Origin of the sequence: Paraburkholderia sp. SIMBA_054, assembly GCF_046534875.1 — a bacterium.
Taxonomy (GTDB): domain Bacteria; phylum Pseudomonadota; class Gammaproteobacteria; order Burkholderiales; family Burkholderiaceae; genus Paraburkholderia; species Paraburkholderia hospita.
This window is the reverse complement of sequence record NZ_JAWRXV010000002.1, coordinates 1-23921: the sequence shown is the minus strand read 5'-3', so window position 1 is coordinate 23921 and position 23921 is coordinate 1. Positions and strand designations below refer to the sequence as shown.

At 62.7% G+C, this 23921-nt stretch carries 22 protein-coding genes; 20 read left to right on the top strand and 2 right to left on the bottom strand.

All coding sequences use genetic code 11. From position 1 onward, the window contains the following. Positions 1 to 24: 24 nt before the first annotated feature. Positions 25 to 837 carry a type I methionyl aminopeptidase gene (gene map / locus SB822_RS02810; protein ID WP_007585415.1) on the bottom strand — a complete coding sequence of 271 codons (813 nt, stop codon included), beginning with the start codon at positions 835 to 837 and terminating at the stop codon, positions 25 to 27. A gap of 447 nt (positions 838 to 1284) precedes the next feature. Between map and rpsB the strand changes: the two genes are divergently transcribed. The 16 genes from rpsB to SB822_RS02730 all read left to right on the top strand — a co-directional run bounded on the left by rpsB (position 1285) and on the right by SB822_RS02730 (position 17523). After that, positions 1285 to 2037, top strand: a complete 753-nt coding sequence (gene rpsB / locus SB822_RS02805) for a 30S ribosomal protein S2 (protein WP_007585414.1) — start codon at positions 1285 to 1287, stop codon at positions 2035 to 2037. Between the two features lie 189 nt (positions 2038 to 2226). Next, the gene (gene tsf, locus SB822_RS02800) at positions 2227 to 3108 is read left to right on the top strand and encodes a translation elongation factor Ts (RefSeq protein ID WP_007585411.1); all 882 of its coding nucleotides are present in this window, start codon (positions 2227 to 2229) and stop codon (positions 3106 to 3108) included. Positions 3109 to 3350: 242 nt separating this feature from the next. Then, on the top strand, positions 3351 to 4064 hold the full coding sequence (pyrH, locus tag SB822_RS02795) for a UMP kinase (RefSeq protein WP_007585409.1): 714 nt from the start codon (positions 3351 to 3353) through the stop codon (positions 4062 to 4064). Positions 4065 to 4158: 94 nt separating this feature from the next. Next, the gene (gene frr, locus SB822_RS02790; protein WP_007585407.1) at positions 4159 to 4719 is read left to right on the top strand and encodes a ribosome recycling factor; all 561 of its coding nucleotides are present in this window, start codon (positions 4159 to 4161) and stop codon (positions 4717 to 4719) included. A 73-nt stretch (positions 4720 to 4792) separates the two neighbouring features. Beyond that, positions 4793 to 5575, top strand: coding sequence for a polyprenyl diphosphate synthase (uppS, locus tag SB822_RS02785; protein WP_007585405.1), 783 nt, complete (start codon positions 4793 to 4795; stop codon positions 5573 to 5575). Beyond that, positions 5569 to 6390 (top strand): phosphatidate cytidylyltransferase, encoded by an 822-nt coding sequence (locus tag SB822_RS02780; protein ID WP_007585403.1) that lies wholly within the window; start codon positions 5569 to 5571, stop codon positions 6388 to 6390. The genes uppS and SB822_RS02780 overlap by 7 nt, the downstream gene beginning before the upstream one ends. A gap of 21 nt (positions 6391 to 6411) precedes the next feature. Beyond that, the gene (locus SB822_RS02775) at positions 6412 to 7617 is read left to right on the top strand and encodes a 1-deoxy-D-xylulose-5-phosphate reductoisomerase (protein WP_090835826.1); all 1206 of its coding nucleotides are present in this window, start codon (positions 6412 to 6414) and stop codon (positions 7615 to 7617) included. A 7-nt stretch (positions 7618 to 7624) separates the two neighbouring features. Next, a complete protein-coding gene (gene rseP, locus SB822_RS02770; RefSeq protein WP_090835825.1) occupies positions 7625 to 9013 on the top strand; it encodes an RIP metalloprotease RseP in 1389 nt (462 codons plus the stop codon). 65 nt (positions 9014 to 9078) lie between these two features. After that, a complete protein-coding gene (bamA, locus tag SB822_RS02765; protein ID WP_007585398.1) occupies positions 9079 to 11391 on the top strand; it encodes an outer membrane protein assembly factor BamA in 2313 nt (770 codons plus the stop codon). 86 nt (positions 11392 to 11477) lie between these two features. Then, positions 11478 to 11969 (top strand): OmpH family outer membrane protein, encoded by a 492-nt coding sequence (locus SB822_RS02760; RefSeq protein WP_007585396.1) that lies wholly within the window; start codon positions 11478 to 11480, stop codon positions 11967 to 11969. 111 nt (positions 11970 to 12080) lie between these two features. Further along, a complete protein-coding gene (gene lpxD, locus SB822_RS02755; protein ID WP_090835824.1) occupies positions 12081 to 13157 on the top strand; it encodes a UDP-3-O-(3-hydroxymyristoyl)glucosamine N-acyltransferase in 1077 nt (358 codons plus the stop codon). A 169-nt stretch (positions 13158 to 13326) separates the two neighbouring features. Continuing rightward, on the top strand, positions 13327 to 13788 hold the full coding sequence (gene fabZ / locus SB822_RS02750) for a 3-hydroxyacyl-ACP dehydratase FabZ (RefSeq protein WP_007585391.1): 462 nt from the start codon (positions 13327 to 13329) through the stop codon (positions 13786 to 13788). Between the two features lie 172 nt (positions 13789 to 13960). Then, entirely contained in the window at positions 13961 to 14749 is a 789-nt protein-coding gene (gene lpxA / locus SB822_RS02745; RefSeq protein WP_090835823.1) for an acyl-ACP--UDP-N-acetylglucosamine O-acyltransferase, read from the top strand. 3 nt (positions 14750 to 14752) lie between these two features. Continuing rightward, the gene (gene lpxB / locus SB822_RS02740; protein WP_090835822.1) at positions 14753 to 15922 is read left to right on the top strand and encodes a lipid-A-disaccharide synthase; all 1170 of its coding nucleotides are present in this window, start codon (positions 14753 to 14755) and stop codon (positions 15920 to 15922) included. After that, the gene (rnhB, locus tag SB822_RS02735; protein WP_244144567.1) at positions 15919 to 16668 is read left to right on the top strand and encodes a ribonuclease HII; all 750 of its coding nucleotides are present in this window, start codon (positions 15919 to 15921) and stop codon (positions 16666 to 16668) included. Before lpxB ends, rnhB begins: the two co-directional genes overlap by 4 nt. Before the next feature lie 69 nt (positions 16669 to 16737). Then, positions 16738 to 17523: a TrmH family RNA methyltransferase gene (locus SB822_RS02730; protein ID WP_090835877.1), complete on the top strand. Its 786-nt coding sequence runs from the start codon at positions 16738 to 16740 to the stop codon at positions 17521 to 17523. Positions 17524 to 17539: 16 nt separating this feature from the next. Here SB822_RS02730 and SB822_RS02725 read toward each other — a convergent pair whose 3' ends face one another. Continuing rightward, entirely contained in the window at positions 17540 to 18355 is an 816-nt protein-coding gene (locus SB822_RS02725; RefSeq protein ID WP_007585382.1) for a pyruvate, water dikinase regulatory protein, read from the bottom strand. Between the two features lie 537 nt (positions 18356 to 18892). Here SB822_RS02725 and ppsA point away from each other — a divergent pair. The 4 genes from ppsA to SB822_RS02705 form a co-directional block, all read left to right on the top strand. Further along, positions 18893 to 21298 (top strand): phosphoenolpyruvate synthase, encoded by a 2406-nt coding sequence (gene ppsA, locus SB822_RS02720; protein WP_090835821.1) that lies wholly within the window; start codon positions 18893 to 18895, stop codon positions 21296 to 21298. A 119-nt stretch (positions 21299 to 21417) separates the two neighbouring features. Beyond that, on the top strand, positions 21418 to 21870 hold the full coding sequence (locus SB822_RS02715) for an NfeD family protein (RefSeq protein ID WP_007749442.1): 453 nt from the start codon (positions 21418 to 21420) through the stop codon (positions 21868 to 21870). 66 nt (positions 21871 to 21936) lie between these two features. Then, on the top strand, positions 21937 to 22863 hold the full coding sequence (locus tag SB822_RS02710; RefSeq protein WP_090835820.1) for an SPFH domain-containing protein: 927 nt from the start codon (positions 21937 to 21939) through the stop codon (positions 22861 to 22863). 685 nt (positions 22864 to 23548) lie between these two features. Beyond that, a partial coding sequence (locus SB822_RS02705) for a DUF6444 domain-containing protein (RefSeq protein WP_410854087.1) occupies positions 23549 to 23921 on the top strand: 373 nt, incomplete at its 3' end.

Below are 23921 nucleotides of genomic sequence, written 5' to 3'. Positions count from 1 at the left end.
GGCGGCGGGTGGCGGGGAAGGTGATCAGGCTGTGGCGGCGGCCGCGATTTGCGGGCGAGCGGGCGTGCCGGCGGAAACGGTCAGCACTTCGTAGCCCGTCGGCGTGACGAGAATGGTGTGCTCCCATTGCGCGGACAGGCTGCGGTCCTTCGTCTTGACGGTCCACTGGTCGGGCATCGTGCGGATGTCGCGACGGCCGGCGTTGATCATCGGCTCGATCGTGAAGATCATGCCCGCCTGCAACTCGATGCCCGTGCCGGGGCGGCCGTAGTGCAGCACCTGCGGATCGTCGTGGAAAACCTGGCCGATGCCGTGGCCGCAATACTCGCGCACGACGCTGTAGCCGAGGCCTTCCGCATGTTTCTGGATCGCATAACCGATGTCGCCGAGATGCGCGCCCGGGCGCACCTGCTCGATCCCGAGCCACATGCATTCGTACGTGGTCTGGACGAGACGCTTCGCCATGATCGAACCTTCGCCGACGATGAACATGCGGCTCGTGTCGCCGTAATAGCCGTTCTTGATCACCGTGACGTCGATATTGAGCGCGTCGCCGTTCTTCAGCGCCTTGTCGCCGGGAATGCCGTGACAGATCACGTCGTTCACCGATGTGCAGACGGCCTTCGGAAACGGCGGATAGCCCGGCGGCTGGTAGTTCAGCGGCGCGGGAATCGTGCCCTGCACGTTCGTCATGTATTCGTGGCACAGGCGGTCGAGTTCGCCCGTCGTGATGCCGGGTTTGACGAACGGCGTGATGTAGTCGAGCACCTCGCTCCCGAGGCGTCCGGCGATGCGCATCTGCGCGATATCGTCTTCGTTTTTGAGCGTAATAGCCATGAGTCGGGCCTGAAATGCGGGTTATCGTGTAATTATCGCACCTTATTCAGGTGATCGCTGGAATTTGCGGGACGCGAGGGCGGGCGGCGGCGCTTGCGGCGGGCGTTCCGCGCGGCCTTGCCGGGCGGCCAAATGGTGCGCGAACAGGGCAGTTGCTGACGCGGTGGTGCAACCGGCGGCCCAGACGGGAGCTACCGCGCAGGTTGAGTCCTGCAATGCTCGCGTGCTATACTCTTTGGCTAAGTCAATCGCCAGTTTGAATATTCAATGTTCAACTCGGCGGCAGGCTTCTTCGTGAGCGGCGTCATGCATAACATGCGGCGCAGTTCGCGGAATTCGCAAGCCGGCGCACCCAGGGTGTTCGCGGCGTCAGGTCTTCCCGAAGCGGCGAAGACGGCGCAGCGGATACGGCAGCCGGCTTAAGACCCAACCCTAGCGGAGATTTTCATGGCAGTTACCATGCGTCAAATGCTGGAAGCCGGTGTCCACTTCGGTCACCAGACGCGCTTCTGGAACCCCAAGATGGCCCCCTTCATCTTCGGCCATCGCAACAAGATTCACATCATCAACCTCGAAAAGACGCTGCCGATGTACAACGACGCACTGAAGTACGTGCGTCAGCTGGCAGCGAACCGCGGCACGATCCTGTTTGTCGGCACGAAGCGTCAATCGCGCGACACGATCGCTGAAGAAGCACAACGCGCTGGCATGCCGTTCGTCAACGCACGCTGGCTCGGCGGCATGCTGACCAACTTCAAGACGCTGAAGGTATCGATCAAGCGCCTGAAGGACATGGAAGCGGCAGTCGAGGCAGGCGAGCTCGAAAAGATGAGCAAGAAGGAGGCGCTGCTGTTCGAACGCGAAATCGCCAAGCTGCAAAAGTCGATCGGCGGCGTGAAGGACATGGGCGGCATTCCTGACGCAATCTTCGTGGTCGACGTCGGCTACCACAAGATCGCCGTGACGGAAGCGAACAAGCTGGGCATCCCCGTCATCGCCGTGGTCGACACGAACCACTCGCCGGAAGGCATCGACTACGTGATCCCGGGTAACGACGACGCCAGCAAGGCTGTTGCCCTGTACACGCAAGGTGTGGCTGAGGCGATCGTCGAAGGCCGTGCGAGCGCGGTCAACGAAGTCGTGCAGGCTGTCCGCGGTGGCGACGGCGACGAGTTCGTCGAGGTCAACGGGGAAGCGTAAAGCACCCTGTGTCCGGCAAAAAAGGGGGCTCTCTATAGGCCCCCTTTTTTTAAGTCGCGACGATCTGAATGAGCGTGCCGCAACGGGCACGCGGCAGCGCCCGAAAAAATGTGCGCTGCGCGGAAACGAAATGCTGTCGCCGGCATCGAATGCGGGCGGCGTGTGACAGACAGACTCAAGGAGCGAATGATGGCGGCAATTACCGCAAGCATGGTGGCAGAACTGCGCGCGAAGACCGATGCGCCGATGATGGAATGCAAGAAGGCGCTGACGGAAGCCGACGGCGACATGGCGCGTGCGGAAGAACTGCTGCGCGTGAAGCTCGGCAACAAGGCCAGCAAGGCCGCGTCGCGCGTCACGGCTGAAGGCGTGATCGCTTCGTTCATCGAAGGCGGCGTTGGCGCGATCGTCGAGCTGAACTGCGAAACCGACTTCGTTTCGAAGAACGACGACTTCATCGGCTTCACGAAGCAGGTCGCCGAACTCATCGTCAAGCAAAACCCGGCTGACGTCGCTGCGCTGTCGGCGCTGCCGCTGGAAGGCTCGACGGTCGACGCAGTGCGCTCGGCGCTGGTCGGCAAGATCGGTGAAAACCTGTCGATCCGCCGTTTCGCGCGCTTCGAAACGTCGAACCAGCTGGCTGCGTACCTGCACGGCACGCGTATCGGCGTGCTGGTCGAGTACACGGGCGCGGACGAGCAGGTCGGCAAGGACGTCGCGATGCACATCGCGGCGATGAAGCCGGTCTCGCTGTCGTCGGACGAAGTTCCCGCTGACCTGATCGCCAAGGAACGCAGCATCGCTGAACAGAAGGCTGCTGAATCGGGCAAGCCGGCTGAGATCGTCGCCAAGATGGTCGACGGCTCGGTGCAGAAGTATCTGAAGGAAGTGTCGCTGCTGAACCAGCCGTTCGTGAAGAACGACAAGCAGACGATCGAGCAGATGCTGAAGGCAGCGAACTCGAGCGTGCAGAAGTTCGCGCTGTTCGTGGTCGGCGAGGGCATTGAGAAGCGTCAGGACGACTTCGCGGCCGAAGTCGCTGCGCAAGTCGCTGCTGCAAAGCAGCAATAAGCGTTATTTAAGTTTCACGCAGTACCGTTTCACCCGCGGCGGAGCTGGACTTCGCCGCGGCCGGCAGCGCCACCGGGCTGCGCGCGCGAAAGCCGCGCCGCAGCCACCGGTTGGCAGGCCCCGATCAGTCGTCGAGGCAGGTCAATTTGGCGGCGCTTGCCCGAACCCCTATTTCGCCCCTACAGTTAGTTTCTTGTTGTTTGGCGGCTTTTTGCCCTGCTCAGCGCGACCCGGATATCTCTATGCCCACTGCCTATAAACGCGTCCTCCTCAAACTCTCTGGCGAAGCCCTGATGGGCGACGATGCATTCGGCATCAATCGCGCGACGATCGAAAGAATGGTGGCGGACATGGCCGAGGTGGTGCGGCTCGGCACGCAACTGGCGGTGGTGATCGGTGGCGGCAATATCTTTCGTGGCGTGGCGGGCGGCGCAGCGGGCATGGACCGTGCAACGGCTGACTACATGGGCATGCTGGCCACGATGATGAACGCGCTGGCGCTGCAGGACGCAATGCGTCACGCCGGCATCGAGGCGCGCGTGCAGTCGGCGCTGCGCATGGACCAGGTGGTCGAGCCTTACATCCGTCCCCGCGCGATCCGTCAGCTGGAAGAAGGCAAGGTCGTGATCTTCGCGGCCGGCACGGGCAACCCGTTCTTCACGACGGACACGGCGGCTGCGCTGCGCGGCTCGGAAGTGGGCGCCGAAGTGGTGCTGAAGGCGACCAAGGTGGACGGCGTCTACTCGGCTGACCCGAAGAAGGACCCGTCGGCCACGCGCTATACGACGATCAGTTTCGACGAGGCGATCGGCCGCAATCTGCAGGTGATGGACGCGACGGCGTTCGCGCTGTGCCGCGACCAGAAGCTGCCGATCCGCGTGTTTTCGATCGTCAAGCCGGGCGCGCTCAAGCGCATCGTGCAGGGCGAAGACGAAGGCACCCTCGTCCACGTGTAAACTCTCTTTCACGTCTGTGGGCTTGAACGCGGGCTCAGGCTGCGCCTCGCGCGCTTATGGGCCCGCATCGTTTTGATGGTTCGGAGGTTTAATCATGTCTTTGGCTGACACCAGGAAAAGCGCTGAGCAAAAGATGCAGCGCTCGATCGACGCGTTCAAGAACGATCTGTCGAAGATCCGCACGGGCCGTGCTCACACGGGCCTGCTCGATCACATTCAGGTCGACTACTACGGTTCGCCCGTGCCGATCTCGCAGGTCGCGAACCTGACGCTGATCGACGCGCGCACGATCGGCGTGCAACCGTGGGAAAAGAAGATGATCACGGTCGTCGAAAAGGCGATCCGCGAATCGGATCTGGGTCTGAACCCGGCGTCGCAAGGCGATGTGATCCGCGTACCGATGCCCGCGCTGACGGAAGAGCGCCGCCGCGAACTGACGAAGGTCGTCAAGAGCGAAGGCGAAACGGCCAAGGTGGCCGTGCGCAATCTGCGCCGCGACGCCAACGAGGCGCTGAAGAAACTCGTGAAGGACAAGGAGATTTCGGAAGACGACGAGCGTCGCGGTAGCGACGACATCCAGAAGCTGACGGACAAGTTCGTCGCCGAAATCGACAAGCTCGTACAGACCAAGGAAGGCGAGATCATGACGGTTTGACGGTCTGGCGCACACCAGACCCCAAGACTTTCACTGATCATCGTTTCTTTCTTTGCAGCTTTACCCGACGGCCATGACCTATACAAGCTCAACCGTTCGCGTCCCTGACGTTTCAGCCGTACCACGTCATATCGCGATCATCATGGACGGCAATGGCCGTTGGGCGACGCAACGCCGCCTGCCGCGCGTGGCGGGCCATACGCGCGGCGTCGACGCCGTGCGCGCAGCCGTCGAGGCGTGCGCGCGCCAGGGCGTCGAATACCTGACGCTGTTCGCATTCAGTTCGGAAAACTGGCGCCGTCCGACCGACGAAGTGTCGTTCCTGATGCGCCTGTTCGTGACCGCGCTCGAGCGCGAGATTGGCAAGCTGCACGCGAACGGCATCCGCCTGCGCGTGGTCGGCGATCTGTCGATGTTCGACAAGAAGATCCAGGATCTGATCGCACGCGCCGAAACCAAGACGGCGCGCAACACGCGCCTCACGCTCACCATCGCCGCGAACTACGGCGGCCGCTGGGACATCATGCAGGCCACGCGCAAGCTGGTCGAGCAGTCGGTGGCGGCGGGGCGTCCCGTCGAGGTCAACGAAGATGCCTTCGCCGAGCATCTTGCGATGGCCTACGCACCCGAGCCGGACCTGTTCATCCGCACGGGCGGCGAGCAGCGCATCAGCAACTTCCTGCTGTGGCAGCTCGCCTACACCGAGTTCTATTTCACTGACACCTACTGGCCGGATTTCGACGCCGACGCGCTCGGCCGCGCCATCGGTTCATACACGGGGCGCGAGCGCCGCTTCGGACGCACGAGCGCGCAGCTCGAGCCGCAATCGCAAAACGTCGATTCGCTTCCATGCTAAAAACCCGTGTCATCACGGCGATCGTCCTGCTGGCTATTCTTCTGCCTGTCACGCTTTGGGCGCCGATCGGCGGCTTTGGCGCGCTGATCGCGTTCGTCGTCGTGTTCGCCGCGTGGGAATGGGCGCGGCTTCTGAAGCTGCCGGGCGCCGGTCCCGTGATCTACGCGATCGTCGCCGCGCTGGCGCTGGTCGCCAGCACGAAGCTCGGCACAGGCGTCACGGCGCCGCGCCCGCTCTTCGAGGCGTCGTCAATCTTCTGGATATTCGCCGGCCCGTTCGTGCTGCTGCGCAAGCCGACGCTCGCGCAAGGCGCATGGCGGCCGTTCCTGCTGCTGGCGGGCGTGGTCGTGTTCGCCGCCTGCTGGCATGCGCTCGTCGCGGCGCGGATGGCGGGCGTGCCGTTCGTGCTTTCCCTGCTGCTGGTGGTCTGGTTGGCCGATATCGGCGCATACTTCGCGGGTAAGGCGTTTGGAAAGCACAAACTCGCGCCGTCGATCAGTCCCGGCAAGACCTGGGAAGGCGCGATCGGCGGGTGGCTGGCCGTGATGATCGTCGCGGCCCTGGCTGTCATCACGCATGCCTTCGCGCCGACCCTGTTTTCCGCGCTGCTCGACCATCTGGGCACCGCTCGTGCGTTTGCCACGCTGACCTTGCTGGTCGTGTTCAGCGTGGTGGGCGATCTGTTCGAATCGATGCTCAAGCGCCAGGCTGGCGTGAAGGATTCGAGCAATCTGCTGCCGGGTCACGGTGGCGTGCTCGACCGCATCGACGCTTTGTTGCCGGTGCTGCCGCTTGCGATGCTCGTGTTGTCGTAGCCATCGGCTAGAGAAAGAGATATGCAAAAACGAATTAGTTTGCTCGGTTCCACGGGCTCGATCGGAGACAGCACGCTCGACGTCGTCGCGCGTCATCCTGAGCGCTTCTCGGTGTACGCGCTGACGGCGCACCGCAACGGCGACAAGCTCGTCGAGCAATGCTTGCGCTTCAAGCCCGAAGTGGCCGTGGTCGGCGATGCCGATACGGCTGCGAGCGTGGCCGCGAAACTGCGCGCAGCGGGCTGCAAGACCGAGGTGACTTACGGTCCGCAGGCATTGGTCGACGTGTCGAAGAGCGACGGCTGCGACACCGTCGTCGCGGCGATCGTCGGCGCGGCGGGCCTCGAGCCGAGCCTCGCGGCGGCGCGCGCCGGCAAGCGCATCCTGCTCGCGAACAAGGAAGCGCTCGTGATGTCGGGTGCGATCTTCATGGACGCGGTGCGCGACAACGGCGCGATCCTGCTACCCGTCGACAGCGAGCACAACGCGATTTTCCAGTGTCTGCCGCGCGAATCGGCGCTGCATGGCGGCGTGTCGAAGATCATCCTGACGGCCTCGGGCGGACCGTTCCGCACACGCGAACCGTCCAGTCTCGTCGACATCACGCCGGAAGAAGCGTGCAAGCATCCGAACTGGGTGATGGGCCGCAAGATTTCCGTCGATTCCGCGACGATGATGAACAAGGGCCTCGAAGTGATCGAGGCGCATTGGCTCTTCAATCTGCCCGGCGATCGCATCGAGGTGCTGATTCACCCGCAGAGCGTGATCCACTCGCTGGTCTCCTACACCGACGGTTCGGTGCTCGCGCAACTGGGCAACCCGGACATGCGCACGCCCATCGCGCACGCGCTGGCGTTCCCCGATCGCGTCGATTCCGGCGTCGCGCAACTCGATCTCGCGCAGATCGCTCAACTGTCGTTCGAGAAGCCCGATTACACGCGCTTCCCGTGCCTCGCGCTCGCGATGAAGGCACTGGCTGAAGGCGGCGTCGCGAGCGCCGCGCTGAACGCGGCAAACGAGATCGCCGTCGAAGCATTCCTGACGCGCCGCATCGGCTTCATGGCGATCGCCCGGGTCGTCGATGCCGTGCTGAACGCATTGCCCAACCGCGAGGCGTCGAGCCTCGCCGACGTGGTCGACGCCGACGCCGCTGCGCGCCGCGCTGCCCACGCATTCATCGACGGTCTGCCGGCGGGCGCTCGCCTTACGGAACGCGCCGTCCAGTGAGGCGTTTATGAACCTGCTGATCGAACTGGTCGCCTTCGCAGTCGCGATTGGCGTACTGGTGGTCGTCCATGAGTATGGCCACTACAGCATCGCTCGCTTGTGCGGCGTCAAGGTGTTGCGCTTTTCGATTGGCTTCGGCAAGCCGCTCGCGCGCTGGGTCAGCAAGAAGACGGGTACCGAGTGGACCATCGCGGCGCTGCCGCTCGGCGGCTACGTCAAGATGCTCGACGAGCGCGAAGAGGGCGCGCCCATTGCGCCCGAAGACCTGCCGCGCGCGTTCAACCGTCAATCGGTCGGCAAGCGCATCGCGATCGTGGCGGCCGGCCCGATCGCCAACTTCATTCTTGCCATCGTGCTGTTCGCAGCCGTGTTCGCGACGGGCGTCACCGAGCCCGCGGCGATCGTCGCGGCGCCCGCTGTCGAGACGGCCGCCGCGCGCGCGGGCTTCGACGGCGGCGAGACGGTGGTTGCCGTGCGCGATGCGAATGCGGGCGAATCGGAACCCGTGCGCTCGTGGTCCGATCTGCGCTGGAAGCTGCTCGGCGCCGCGTTCGATCACAAGCGCGTCGTGCTGACCGCGAAGGACACGCACGGCACGTTCGACTTCCCGCTCGACTTGCAAAATCTTTCCGACAAGGAAGTCGATGACGACTTCATGTCACACCTCGGTTTCGAGCCGGGTGGCGGGACGTTGTCGGTGGCGGGCGTGCAGCCGGGCAGCGCGGCCTTGCAGGCGGGACTGCTGGCGGGCGACCGGATTCGCGCCGTCGACGGTCATCCCGCCGACAACGCGACCACCTTCATCAGCTACATCAAGTCGCACGCGGGCAAGCCGATCGTGCTGCAAATCGAGCGCGGCGCGAAGAATCAGCAGGCGGGTGCATTACAGAATCTAACCATCGTGCCGGGCGCACAGCGCGACGAAACGACGGGGCAACCCATCGGCCGCATCGGCGCTGAGCTCGCGACGCAGGTGCCGTCCATCGACGTCCGTTATGGTCCTGTCGACAGCGTGCGCCTCGGCGCGCATCGCACGTGGGACCTTGCTGTGTACTCGGTGCGGATGTTCGGCCGGATGATCGTCGGCGAAGCGTCGTTGAAGAATCTGTCCGGTCCCGTGACCATCGCGGACTATGCAGGCAAGAGCGCGAGACTCGGTCCGTCAGCATTCCTGTCGTTCCTTGCGCTTGTCAGCATAAGCCTCGGCGTGCTCAACCTTTTACCAATACCGGTATTGGACGGGGGGCATCTGTTATATTATCTGGTTGAAGCTGTTACCGGCAAAGCTGTATCCGATCGCTGGCAGCTCGTTCTTCAAAGAGCGGGACTGGCTTGTATCGTCGCCTTGTCGGCGATCGCGCTGTTCAACGATCTTGCTCGTTTAATCCATTTTTAAAGTGTCTGGCGGCGTACGATGGCGCCCGCCTGACCTGATGCAGCTATACACACTGGGGAAGCACGTTGTTTAAACCTCATCGCTTTGTTCCAAAGACGGTTGTAGCCGCGGCAATCGCCGCGCATGGGCTGGTAGCTCACGCGACGACACCTTTTGTGGTGAAAGACATTCGGATCGAAGGGCTGCAACGGGTAGAACCCGGCACGGTGTTCTCCTATCTTCCCATCAAGCAAGGCGATACGTTTACCGACGAAAAGGCTTCCGAAGCCATTCGCGCGTTGTACGCAACGGGCTTCTTCAACGACGTGAAGATCGCCACGGAAGGCGAGGTCGTGGTGGTCCAGGTGCTCGAGCGTCCCGCCATCGGCACGATCGACTTCTCCGGCCTGCACGAGTTCGAGAAGGACAACCTGATCAAGGCGCTGCGCGCCGTCGGCCTCTCGCAGGGCCGCTATTACGACAAGGCGCTCGTCGACAAGGCCGAACAGGAACTGAAGCGCCAGTATCTGACGCGCGGTTTCTACGCAGCTGAAGTCACGACTACGATCACGCCGATCGATCGCAACCGTGTTGCGGTCCTGTTCGCCGTGATCGAAGGTCCGAGCGCGAAGATCCGCCAGATCAACTTCATCGGCAACAAGTCGTTCAGCACGGGCACGCTGCGCGACGAGATGCAGCTGTCCACGCCGAACTGGTTCTCGTGGTACACGAAGAACGATCTGTATTCGAAAGAAAAGCTCACGGGCGACCTCGAGAACGTTCGCTCGTACTACCTGAACCGCGGCTATCTCGAGTTCAACATCGAGTCGACGCAGGTGTCGATCACGCCCGACAAGAAGGACATGTATCTGACGGTGACGCTGCATGAAGGCGAGCCGTACACGATCAACAGCATCAAGCTCGCGGGCAATCTGCTCGACCGCGAAGCCGAGCTGAACAAACTGATCAAGATCAAACCGGGCGACAAGTTCTCTGCTGAAAAACTGCAGGCCACGACGAAGGCGATCGTCGACAAGCTCGGCGAATACGGCTATGCGTTCGCGACCGTGAACGCGCTGCCGCAGATCGACCAGGAGCATCACAAGGTCGACCTGACGCTGCAGGTCGATCCGAGCCGCCGCGTGTACGTGCGCCGCATCAACGTGGTCGGCAATACGCGTACGCGTGACGAAGTCGTGCGCCGTGAAATGCGCCAGCTCGAAAGCTCGTGGTTCGATTCGAACCGCCTCGCGCTGTCGAAAGACCGTATCAACCGTCTCGGCTACTTCACGGACGTGGACGTGACGACGATTCCCGTCGAAGGCACGCCGGACCAGGTGGACGTCGACGTGAAGGTCGCCGAAAAGCCGACGGGCGCGATCACGCTGGGCGCGGGCTTCTCGTCGACGGACAAGGTGGTGCTGTCGGCGGGCGTGTCGCAGGACAACGTGTTCGGTTCGGGCACGAGCCTCTCGGTGAACGTGAACACCGCGAAGACATACCGTACGTTGACGGTGACGCAGGTCGACCCGTATTTCACGGTCGACGGCATCAAGCGCATTACCGATCTCTACTACCGCACGTACGAGCCGCTGTACTACTCGACGGATTCGAGCTTCCGTATCGTCACGATGGGTGGCGACCTGAAGTTCGGTATTCCGTTTTCGGAAGTGGACACGGTGTACTTCGGCGCGGGCTTCGAGCAGAACACGCTCGACGTCGACGCGAACACGCCGCAGGCCTACAAGAACTACGTGCAGGACTTCGGCCGCGTGTCGAACAACGTGCCGCTGACAGTCGGCTGGTCGCGCGATGCGCGTGACAGCGCGCTGGTGCCGAGCCGTGGTTACTTCACGCAGGCGAACGCCGAATACGGCACGCCGCTGGGCGGCGTCCAGTATTACAAGGCCGACTTGCAGGCGCAGTACTATTACTCGTTCTCGCGCGGCTTCGTGCTGGGCTTCAACGTACAGGGCGGCTACGGCAACGGTATCGGCAACGCCTACCCGATCTTCAAGAACTACTACGCGGGCGGTATCGGCTCGGTTCGTGGCTATGAACCGAGCTCGCTGGGTCCGCGCGACGCGACGACGAACGACCCGATCGGCGGCAACAAGATGTTCGTCAGTAACATCGAACTGACGTTCCCGCTGCCGGGTACGGGCTATGACCGCACGCTGCGGGTGTTCACGTTCATCGACGCTGGTAACGTCTGGGGCGATCCGGGTCAGGGCGGCACGACGACGACGGGTTCGAACGGTCTGCGTTACGGCTACGGTGTCGGTCTCGCGTGGATTTCGCCGATCGGGCCGCTCAAGCTGTCGTTGGGCTTCCCGCTGCAGAAACATACGGGCGACCAGTATCAGAAGTTCCAGTTCCAGATCGGGACGGCGTTCTGATCGCGCGCACCAGAACTGGAACCCCTTACAGCATCGAGAGGATGACTTTGCTAACTGGTATGTTTTCGAAGCGTGTGGCGTGTGCAATGGCGCTTGCCATGACGCTCGGCGTGGGCGCGGCGAACGCCGCGCTGGCGCAGGAAGCGCGAATCGCCGCGGTGAATTCGGATCGCATCCTGCGTGAGTCGGCGGCGGCGAAAGCGGCGCAGACCAAGCTCGAAGCGGAGTTCGCGAAGCGCGACAAGGACCTGCAGGACATGGCGCAGCGTCTGAAGTCGCTGTCCGACTCGCTCGACAAGAACGGCGCGTCGCTGGCGCCGGCCGATCGCGCGCAGAAGCAGCGCGACTTGTCGCAGCTCGACACGGATTTCCAGCGCAAGCAGCGCGAATTCCGCGAAGACCTGAACCAGCGCCGCAATGAAGAACTGGCGGCCGTGCTCGACCGCGCGAACAAGGTCATCAAGCAGATCGCCGAGCAGCAACACTACGATCTGATCGTGCAGGAAGCCGTCTATGTCAGCCCGCGTATCGACATCACCGACCAGGTGCTGAAGGCGCTGGCGGCATCGGGCAATTGAAGCCGGGCCGGACGGCGCCCACGCCAGCCGTCCGGCGCACACCTTCCGGCGCGCGCGAGATCCGGGAAAAGCGCGCAAGTTAGGCAACTGAACAGCAGGAGCAGTACACGCATGGCATTCACGCTCGAGGAGATCGTCCAGCAGTTCGGCGGAGAGATCGTCGGCGATCGCGCGCACCGCGTCGGCAATCTGGCGCCGCTCGATCAGGCTGGCCCCGATCAACTGGCGTTTCTCGCCAACCCGAAGTATCTGGCGCAAGTCGAGTCGACGCGCGCGGGCGCGGTGCTGATCAACGCGGCGGATCTGGAGAAGGTCACGTCGCGCGACGGTCGTAATTTCATCGTCACGCCGAATCCCTACGCTTACTTCGCGCGCCTCGCGCAGGCCTTCATCGACATGGCCTCGCCGAAGGCGAAACCTGGCGTGCATCCGGGCGCAACCATCGACCCGTCCGCGCAGATCGCCGCGAGCGCCGTGATCGGCCCGAATGTGACGGTCGAAGCGGGCGTGTCGATCGGCGAAAACGTGCGTCTCGACGCGAACGTGTTCGTCGGGCGCGGTACGCAGATCGCGGCGGGCTCGCATCTATATCCGAACGTCGCCGTGTATCACGGCTGCAAGATCGGCGAGCGCGCCATCATCCACGCGGGCGCGGTGATCGGCTCGGATGGCTTTGGTTTTGCGCCGGACTTCGTCGGCGAAGGCGATGCGCGCACGGGCAGCTGGGTCAAGATTCCGCAGGTTGGCGGCGTGTCGATCGGACCGGACGTCGAAATCGGTGCAAATACCACGATCGACCGCGGCGCGATGGCCGATACTGTCATCGAAGAATGCGTGAAGATCGACAACCTCGTGCAGATCGCCCACAACTGCAAGATCGGCGCCTACACGGTGATCGCCGGCTGTGCGGGCATCGCGGGCAGCACGACGATCGGCCGTCACTGCATGATCGGCGGCGCGGTCGGCATTGCCGGCCACGTCACGCTGGCCGACTACGTAATCGTTACCGCACAGTCGGGTGTATCGAAGTCGCTTCTGAAGCCCGGCATGTACACGAGCGCATTCCCGGCCGTCGACCATGCCGACTGGAACAAGAGTGCCGCGTTGATGCGCAACCTCGACAAGTTGCGCGATCGCATCAAGGCGCTCGAAGCCGCAGTCGCCAGCGCCTCCGGAGACAAGGCGTAAGCATCTCGGGCACCATAGGCACGACCGGAAGGAAACGCCGGCGCGCGCGGCCCCCGGATCGCGCGCAGCCGGAACAGGAACGGGCGGCAGGGCGCGTCGTCATCATCCAGCCCCTTGCACCCAGCATTCGCAGTCATCATCGCGCAACCCTTGCGTGAGCAGAAACACCATGAGCACCGAAAAAATCAATCTCGACATTCACAAGATTCTCACGCTGCTGCCGCACCGCTATCCGATCCTGCTGGTCGATCGGGTGCTCGAACTCGAGCCGCACAAGAGCATCAAAGCGCTGAAGAATGTGTCGATCAACGAACCGTACTTCATGGGTCACTTCCCGAAGCGCCCGGTTATGCCTGGCGTGCTGATTCTGGAAGCGCTCGCGCAGACGGCAGCGCTCTTGACCTTCGCGGAAGAGCCGCACGATCCGAACAACACGCTGTACCTGTTCGTCGGCATCGACAATGCGCGCTTCAAGCGGGTCGTCGAGCCGGGCGACCAGCTGATCCTGAACGTCACGTTCGAGCGCCATATGCGCGGCATCTGGAAGTTCAAGGCGCGCGCGGAAGTGGACGGCCAGGTGGCTGCCGAAGCCGACCTGATGTGCGCGGTGCGCCAGACGGACAGCGAGTAATGCCAGCGGCCGGGCAGCCGTGAACGGTGTGTCCGGCAACGCGCGAGGCAGAACCATCGAAACCTTGAGCGGTCACAAAACGGGTTGCATCGTGACCGCTTCAACGCGTCGGATGACGCCGCAGCGTCATCGGCGCCATGTAACTGATACGCGGAAATACTAGCGAGGGCGCATGAGCAGGATTCATCCTACTGCGATCATCGAGTCGGGCGCACAGCTCGACGAATCGGTCGAAATCGGACCGTACGCCGTTGTCGGCGCGCACGTCACGATCGGCGCACGCACGACCGTCGGTTCGCACAGCGTGGTCGAAGGCCACACGACGATCGGCGAAGACAACCGGATCGGTCATTACGCATCGGTCGGCGGGCGTCCGCAGGACATGAAGTACCGGGACGAGCCGACGCAGCTCGTGATCGGCAATCGCAACACGATCCGCGAGTTCACCACGATCCACACGGGCACCGTGCAGGACAAGGGCACCACGACGCTCGGCGACGACAACTGGATCATGGCCTACGTGCATATTGGCCACGACTGCCAGATCGGCAGCAACGTGATCCTGTCGAGCAACGCGCAGATGGCGGGCCACGTGATCATCGGCGATCACGCGATCGTCGGCGGCATGTCGGGCGTGCACCAGTTCGTGCGGATCGGCGCGCATTCGATGCTGGGCGGCGCGTCGGCGCTCGTGCAGGATATTCCGCCGTTCGTGATCGCGGCGGGCAACAAGGCGGAGCCGCACGGCATCAACGTAGAAGGGCTGCGCCGCCGTGGCTTTTCGCCGGATGCGATTTCGGCGCTGCGCTCGGCCTACCGTCTGCTGTACAAGAACGGTCTGTCGCTCGAAGAGGCGAAAGTGCAGTTGCGCGAGCTCGCGACGGCGGGCGGCGACGGCGACGAGCCGGTACGCGCGCTCGTCGAGTTCGTCGAGCAGTCGCAGCGCGGCATCATCCGCTAACCGATGCCGTTGCCTACCAGTCCGCTACGGCTCGCAATGGTGGCCGGCGAGCCGTCGGGCGATCTGCTGGCGGCTTCGTTGCTGGACGGGCTCGCCGCCCGTCTGCCTGACACCACGCAGTACTTCGGTATTGGCGGCCCGCGCATGATCGCGAAGGGCTTCGACGCGCATTTTCCGATGGAAAAGCTGTCGGTGCGCGGCTATGTCGAAGCGCTGAAGCACATTCCCGAAATTCTCGGCATTCGCAACGAGCTGAAGCGCCAGCTGCTGGCCGAGCCGCCGTCCGCCTTTATCGGCGTCGATGCGCCCGACTTCAACTTCGGCCTCGAGCATCCGCTGCGCGACGCGGGTATTCCGACCATTCACTTCGTCTGCCCGTCGATCTGGGCGTGGCGCGGCGGCCGCATCAAGAAGATCGTCAAGGCCGTCGATCACATGCTGTGCGTGTTCCCGTTCGAAAAGGCGCTGCTCGAGAAATCGGGCGTGACGGCGACCTATGTCGGGCATCCGCTCGCTGACGAGATTCCGCTCGAACCGGACACGGCAGGCGCGCGCCGCGTGCTCGGCCTGCCCGAAAGCGGCCCGGTGATCGCCGTGCTGCCGGGCAGCCGGCGCTCGGAAATCTCGCTGATCGGCCCGACGTTCTTCGACGCAATGGAACTGATGTTGCAGCGCGAACCGGGCGTGCGTTTCGTGATGCCGGCAGCGACGCCGGCGCTGCGCGATCTGCTGAAGCCGCTCGTCGAAGCGCATCCGAAGCTGCCGCTGACGCTGACGGACGGCAACGCGCAGATCGCGATGACGGCCGCCGACGCGATTCTCGTGAAAAGCGGCACGGTCACGCTGGAAGCCGCGCTGCTGAAGAAACCGATGGTGATCTCGTACAAGGTGCCCTGGCTGACGGGACAGATCATGCGCCGGCAGGGTTATCTGCCGTACGTCGGCTTGCCGAATATTCTAGCGGGGCGTTTCGTCGTGCCGGAGATCCTGCAGCACTTCGCGACGCCTGAAGCGCTGGCGGACGCCACGCTGACCCAGTTGCGCGACGACGCAAACCGGCGCACGCTGACGGAAATTTTCACCGAGATGCATCACGTGCTCAAGCAGAACACCGCGCAGCGGGCTGCGGAAGCGGTCGTCGCCGTCATTGAAGCGCGCCGGGGGCGTCCATGACCCGCGCAACGGCCGTGGCTGCGTCGCGCCGCAAGGCATCGGCGAAGAAAACGGACCAGGGCGGCCTCGATTTTTCGTCGCCGGAAGACATCATTTGCGGCGTCGACGAAGCGGGGCGCGGTCCGCTGGCCGGGCCCGTGGTGGCTGCCGCCGTGATTTTCGATCCGTCGAAGCCGCGCATTCGCGGCCTTGACGATTCCAAGGCGCTGACGGCGAAAAAGCGCGACGAACTCTATGAGAAGATCATCGAGCGTTCGCTCGCGTATTGCGTCGCGTCGGCTTCCGTCGAGGAAATCGACGCGCTGAACATCCTGCACGCAACCATGCTCGCGATGAAGCGCGCAGTCGAAGGCCTGAAGGTCACGCCGACGCTGGCGAAGATCGACGGCAACCGCTGTCCGACGCTGAGCATCCGCAGCGAGGCGATCATTGGCGGTGACGCGCTCGTGCCGTGCATTTCGGCCGCGTCGATTCTCGCGAAAGTCACGCGCGACCGGATGCTGCTCGAACTGCATCAGATGTTCCCGGTATATGGCTTCGATGCGCACGCCGGCTACGGCACGCCGCAGCATCTGACGGCGTTGCGCGAGCATGGTCCGTGCGAGCATCACCGGCGCTCGTTCGCGCCCGTACGTGAGGCGCATTTGCGGCTCGGCACAGGCAACGGTTTGCCGAAAGGCGTGATAGTCGTGCCGCCCGCAGCCGCCGACGATGCATTCCTCGCCGACGACAGCGCGCCGTTCTGACGCCACGCAAAACACGATCAAGCGCCTGCGGGCGCTTTTCTTTTCACCGCTATTCTCTTCGTGCTGCCTGTGAAAGCCATCACCTCGCGGGACAATCCGCTCTACAAGCGTCTGAAGGCATTGGCCGGCTCGACGCATCAACAGCGCAAGAGCGGCCATGCGCTGCTCGAAGGGTTTCACCTCGCGAGCGCGTATCTCGACGTCGCTGGCCAGCCGGAAATGTGCGTCGTCACGGAAGGCGCGCTGCGCCACGATGAAGCGCAGGCGCTCGTCGCACGGATCGAGGAACGGCGCATCGTCACACTGCCCGATGCGCTGTTTGGACAACTGTCGAATGTCGTCAACGGCGTCGGCCTGTTGCTGCTCGTCGAGAAGCTCGACCTGCCGTTGCCCGAGCGCGTGATGCAGGGTTGCGTCGTGCTCGACGGCGTGCAGGATGCGGGCAATGTCGGTTCGATTCTGCGCAGCGCGGCGGCAGCGGGCATTGGTCATGTGTTCTGCGCGCCGGGCACCGCGTACGCGTGGTCGTCGAAGGTGCTGCGCTCAGGGATGGGTGCGCATTTTCTGCTGCAGATTCACGAGGACGTTGAGCCGCAGACGCTGATCGAACGGCTCGGCGTGCCAGTCGCGATCACGGACTCGCATGGCGCGCAGGCGATCTACGACACCGATCTGTCGGGGCCTGTCGCGTGGGTGTTCGGCAATGAAGGGGCGGGTGTCTCGCAGGCGTGGCGCGACGCAGTGACATACCGCGTGACGATTCCACAGCCGGGTGGGATGGAGTCGCTCAATGTCGCGGCGGCCGCCGCCGTGTGTCTTTTCGAGCAGTGCCGGCAGCAGCGCGCTGCCGGCTGAATTCACCGCATCGCCATCAATACGACGACCGGTCCAGCTTGATTTCCTGCAGGATCGTCGTCGCGATTTCCTCGATCGACTTGTGCGTCGACGAGAGCCACTTGACCCCTTCGCGCCGCATCATCGTCTCGGCTTCGTTGATCTCGTAGCGGCAGTTTTCGAGCGCCGCGTACTTGCTGCCGGGGCGCCGCTCGTTGCGGATTTCCGAAAGCCGTTGAGGATCGATCGACAAGCCGAACATCTTCGTGCGATGCGCGAGCAGCGGCGTCGGCAGCTTGCCGCGCTCGAAGTCTTCGGGGATCAGCGGATAGTTTGCCGCCTTCACGCCGTACTGCATCGCCAGATACAGGCTGGTTGGCGTCTTGCCGCTGCGCGACACGCCAACGAGGATCACGTCGGCTTCTTCCAGATTGCGATTGGACTGGCCGTCGTCATGCGCGAGCGAGAAGTTGATCGCCTCGATCCGGTTCTTGTACTCCTCGGTGTCGGCGTTCTGGTGGCCGCGGCCCATCGCGTGGCTCGACTTCAGCTCCAGTTCCTGTTCGAGCGGCTCGACGAAGGTCTGGAACATGTCCAGCACGAGCGCGTTCGAATCCTTCACGATCTGGTTCGACGCGCTGTTCACGAGCGTCGTGAAGACGATCGGGCGGCGGCCTTCGTGATGAGCGGCTTCGTTGATCTTTTCGAGCGTGGCGTAGGCTTTTTCCGTCGAATCGACGAAGGGCACGCGGACCAGACGGAACTTCTGGTCGAACTGGGAGAGGATCGAATGCGCGAAGGTTTCGGCAGTGATCCCGGTACCGTCGGAGACGATGAATACGGTTGGCGGCATCAGTGGGCAGGGAACATGAGCGTCAAAATCCGCTCGAATCAGACATTGCCGCGTGGCGCGCGCTGCCCGGTGGCTGGCCGGAAAACGGCAGCGGCGCAACACGATACGACACGCGGCGCAGCGTGCGCCCGGAACGGGTAAAAGGCTGACGCGTGGCCCGGATGACAGCCGCGGTTGTCACGCAAACCCCGGCGGCAAGCCGCGCGCGCCGTCCTGGGCGCATTTCTCGTCCGACTGTCACATTTTGAGAGTCGGCACGGTAGAATAGCGGCAACCTGTTGGATAAGCAATTGCAGCCAAATCGCGTGTAACTATCTGTTATCGCTCTTTGATTGCGTCGTGATTTGTTCGTAAGTTGCACGGCAACGCTGCAAGTTCGTTCAATCCTCCGCTTCGTCGGCCTTCGTGCCGGGCATAAAGCCTTCTGCGATTGTTTCTCCAACAGGTTGCGCAAGGCACGAGTCAACGCTCTCAATGAGCGCCTCGTGTTCGAGCCCACTTGCGCAATCGAGCATTTTTTTCCACTTAGGGGCTTGTATGACTAACGCAGTTAACGTTGCTAAGGATCAGGCGTATGTAGTTCCATTCGAGCAGTTGCGGATGACCGACGTGGAAATCGTCGGCGGCAAGAATGCTTCGCTCGGCGAGATGATCAGTCAGCTCGCCGAAGCCGGCGTGCGCGTCCCGACGGGTTTCGCCACGACGGCGCTCGCATTCCGCGACTTTCTGCATTACAACAACCTGACCGAACGCATCGCCCAACGTCTCGAGACGCTCGACGTCGACGACGTGAAGGCACTCGCCGCTGCGGGCAAGGAGATCCGTCAATGGATCGTCGACGCCCCGATGCAGGCGCGTCTCGAACAGGAAATCCGCGCAGGCTTCGACACGCTGCAAAAGAGCTCGCCTGAAGAACTGTCGTTCGCGGTGCGCTCGTCGGCCACGGCGGAAGACCTGCCGGACGCATCGTTTGCCGGTCAGCAGGAAAGCTACCTGAACGTGGTCGGCGTCGAAGACGTGCTCGATCGGATGAAGCACGTGTTCGCGTCGCTCTACAACGACCGCGCCATCTCCTATCGCGTCCACAAGGGCTTCACGCATGCTGAAGTGGCGTTGTCGGCGGGCGTGCAGCGCATGGTGCGCTCGGACGTCGGCGCAGCGGGCGTGATGTTCACCCTCGATACGGAATCGGGCTTCAAGGACGCAGTCTTCATCACCTCGAGCTATGGCCTCGGTGAAACCGTCGTGCAAGGCGCGGTGAATCCGGACGAGTTCTACGTCTTCAAGACCACGCTCGCGCAGAACAAATACCCGATCATCCGCCGTTCGATCGGCTCGAAGCTCATCAAGATGGAATTCACGAAGGCGGGCGAAGAAGGCCGCGTGAAGACCGTCGACGTGCCGCACGAGCAGCGCAACCGCTTCTCGATCACCGACGAAGACGTGATCGAACTGGCGAAGTACGCGGTCATCATCGAAAAGCACTACCAGCGTCCGATGGACATCGAGTGGGGCAAGGACGGCCGCGACGGCAAGATTTTCATCTTGCAGGCGCGTCCGGAAACGGTGAAGAGCCAGGGCGGCAACAAGGCCGAGCAGCGCTTCAAGCTGAAGGGCCAGTCGCAGGTGCTGGCGACGGGCCGCGCGATCGGCCAGAAGATCGGCGCGGGCCCCGTGCGCGTGATTCACGATCCGTCGGAAATGGAGCGCGTGCAGCCGGGCGACGTGCTGGTCGCAGATATGACCGACCCGAACTGGGAACCCGTGATGAAGCGCGCAGCCGCGATCGTCACGAACCGTGGCGGCCGTACCTGCCACGCGGCGATCATCGCGCGTGAGCTGGGTGTGCCCGCCGTCGTGGGTTGCGGCGACGCGTCGGACGTGCTGAAGGAAGGCGCGCTCGTCACGGTATCGTGCGCGGAAGGCGACGAAGGCAAGATCTACGACGGTCTGCTCGAAACGGAAGTGACGGAAATTCAGCGTGGCGAACTGCCGGAAATTCCCGTCAAGATCATGATGAACGTCGGCAATCCGCAGCTCGCGTTCGACTTCGCGCAGCTACCGAACAAGGGCGTCGGTCTCGCCCGCCTCGAGTTCATCATCAACAACAACATCGGCGTTCACCCGAAGGCGATTCTCGAATACCCGAACATCGATCAGGATCTGAAGAAGGCTGTCGAAAGCGTCGCGCGCGGTCATGCATCGCCGCGTGCCTTCTATGTCGACAAGCTGACGGAAGGCATCGCGACGATCGGCGCGGCGTTCTATCCGAAGCCCGTGATCGTGCGTCTGTCGGACTTCAAGTCGAACGAGTACAAGAAGCTGATCGGCGGTTCGCGCTACGAGCCGGACGAGGAAAACCCGATGCTGGGCTTCCGCGGCGCATCGCGTTACATCTCTGAAGACTTCGCGCAGGCGTTCGAAATGGAGTGCATCGCGCTCAAGCGCGTGCGGGAAGAGATGGGCCTCGACAACGTCGAGATCATGGTGCCGTTCGTGCGGACGCTGAAGCAGGCGGAGCGCGTGGTTGGCCTGCTCGCGAAGTACGGTCTGAAGCGCGGCGAAAACGGCCTGCGCCTGATCATGATGTGCGAAGTGCCGTCGAACGCGATTCTGGCTGAAGAGTTCCTGCAGTACTTCGACGGCTTCTCGATCGGTTCGAACGATCTGACGCAATTGACGCTCGGCCTCGACCGCGACTCCGGCATGGAACTGCTGGCAGCGGACTTCGACGAGCGCGATCCCGCCATCAAGTTCCTGCTGAAGCGTGCGATCGAAACGTGCCTGCGTCTCGACAAGTACGTCGGTATTTGCGGCCAGGGTCCGTCGGACCACCCGGACTTCGCCGAGTGGCTGACGAAGGAAGGCATCGCGTCGATCTCGCTGAACCCGGACACGATCATCGAAACGTGGCAGGCGCTGGCGAAGGTGACGGCTAAATAAGCATTACGCATCGATTTGTGGCGGTACGTAAAACGTGCTGCTACGAACGATAAAAGCTGGACGCTTCATGCTATAAACACCCCGGTAGATCCGGGGTGTTTTGCTTTGTGGAGGCGCAAGTGTTCCAAAGTGGACTGTTCTGGTGGATCGGCGCAGGCGTGCTGATCGTGCTCGAACTGCTGCACGGCACGTTCTATCTGCTGATGGTGGCGCTCGGCTTTATTGCGGCGGCGTTGGCGCGTCTCGCGGGGGCTGATCTGCCGCTGCAATTCGGCATCGCGGCCGCCGTCGCGCTCGCCGCGGTGCTCCTGCTGCGCAAGTCGCGCTTCGGACGTAAAACGAAAACGCGCGCTGAAGCCGCGCGCAATCCCGACGTGAATCTCGATATCGGCTCGACGTTGACCGTGTCCGCGTGGCACGACGGACACGCGCGCACCAGTTATCGCGGCGCGTCATGGGAAGTCGAACTCGCGCCCGGCGAGCCGGAAGACGCCAATCTCTATGAAATCACTGCGCTGCGGGGCAACTGTCTTGTCGTCGTCGCGAGCAGGCATGCGGCGGCGAGGGCTTGAGCCGTCCGATGCAACGTAGGCGCATTCGAACGCGCACAACAATTCAAAAACAGAGTGGGGGCAGGAATGGAATCGTCGAGCATCGCTGGGCTGGTCTTGCTGATTGTCGTGATCGTGGTTGCTGCGCAGACGATCAAGATCGTGCCGCAGCAGCACGCATGGGTGATGGAGCGCCTCGGGCGCTATCACGCGACGCTCACGCCGGGCCTGAACTTCGTGCTGCCGTTCATCGACCGGATTGCGTACAAGCACATGCTCAAGGAAATTCCGCTCGATGTGCCGAGTCAGGTCTGCATCACGCGCGACAACACGCAGTTGCAGGTGGACGGCGTGCTGTACTTTCAGGTGACTGATCCGATGAAGGCGTCGTATGGTTCGAGCAACTTCGTGTTCGCGATTACGCAGTTGTCGCAGACGACGTTGCGTTCGGTGATCGGCAAGCTCGAACTCGACAAGACGTTCGAGGAGCGCGACTTCATCAATCATTCGATCGTGTCGGCGCTCGACGAAGCCGCGTCGAACTGGGGCGTGAAGGTGCTGCGTTACGAGATCAAGGACCTGACGCCGCCTAAGGAGATTCTCCATTCGATGCAGGCGCAGATCACGGCGGAACGCGAGAAGCGCGCGCTGATCGCTGCATCGGAAGGGCGCAAGCAGGAGCAGATCAATATCGCGTCGGGTGGGCGTGAGGCGGCGATCCAGAAGTCCGAGGGCGAGCGTCAGGCGGCGATTAACCAGGCGCAAGGCCAGGCGGCGGCGATTCTGGCTGTTGCTGAGGCTAATTCTCAGGCAATCCAAAAGATTGCGGCGGCGATTCAGTCTACGGGCGGGATGGAGGCTGTGAATCTCAAGGTTGCTGAGCAGTATGTGAATGCTTTTGCGAATCTCGCGAAGGCGGGGAATACGTTGATCGTGCCGGGGAATATGGCGGAAATGGGGTCGATGATCGCGGCGGCGCTGACGATTGTGAAGCAGTCTAAGAGTGTTGTTTGAAGGGGTTTTTTGTCTGCGACGCTTGGTGGTTTGCTTTGCGTTTTCGCGAGCATCCGCGTATTGCCTTCGCGCTTCAAGCGTCGCCCCTGTGCGGGGCGGCACCTACTTTTCTTTGCCGCCGCAAAGAAAAGTAGGCAAAAGAAAGCGGCTCACACCGCCAGTGCTAGTTATTGCCTGAGGGCCCCCAGCCGGTCCCACACTTCACACGTCAGCGTCCCTGTTCGCGTTCGTTGCCAACGCGCTGAATGAGCGCCTCACCCGCTTCGAATACCCGTACTCGGGCAAGCGGCAGCGAATGGTACGTGCCGCCCAGGTGGCAAACTGTGTGTAGGTTGTCGCGTCGTATAGGGCAGCGCTCTTACAGGGTGGAACGCATGCGCAATCGGTCCGAAGTGAGGCGTGTGAGGCACTACGGCCTACACACAGTTTGCCACCTGGGCGGCCGTGGAATATCTGGCACGGCATGATGAAGCGCGGGTGCGTGAAGCGGGTGAGGCGCAGCGCAAGAGCGTTAGCAACGAACGTGGGTCACGTGGTTGCCGTGTGAAGCGTAAGAACCTTCGGGGGCCCTCAGGCAAGAACAAATGTTGGCGGTGTGAGCCGCCTTCTTTTGCCTACTTTTCTTTGCCGCCGCGTAACTATTCAGCGCTTGTAAACTGCTACCAGGCTATGCATAGTGAGGGACATGACGAAGATGCCCGACATCAAGGACCTGACACCGGAGCAGAAGGACGCACTCATCGTTGATCTGGTGAGGCGTCTGAACGAGCTTGAGGCAAAGCTTGAGAAGGACAGTCATAACTCCAGCAAGCCGCCGTCAAGCGATGGTCCAAGACGCAAGCCGAAGTCATTGCGCGGCACGAGCGGCGCCAGGCCTGGCGCGCAACCGGGGCACAAGGGCAAGACGCTCAAACGCGTCGCGCAACCCGATCACATCGAGATTCACCCGGTGACGCGGGTGTGCGATGCATGTAGGAGGCTGATCGCGGCAGCCAGCGTCACCGTGTTGCCCGAAGGCCGTCAGGTGATCGATCTGCCGCCCACGCGCTTTGAGGTGA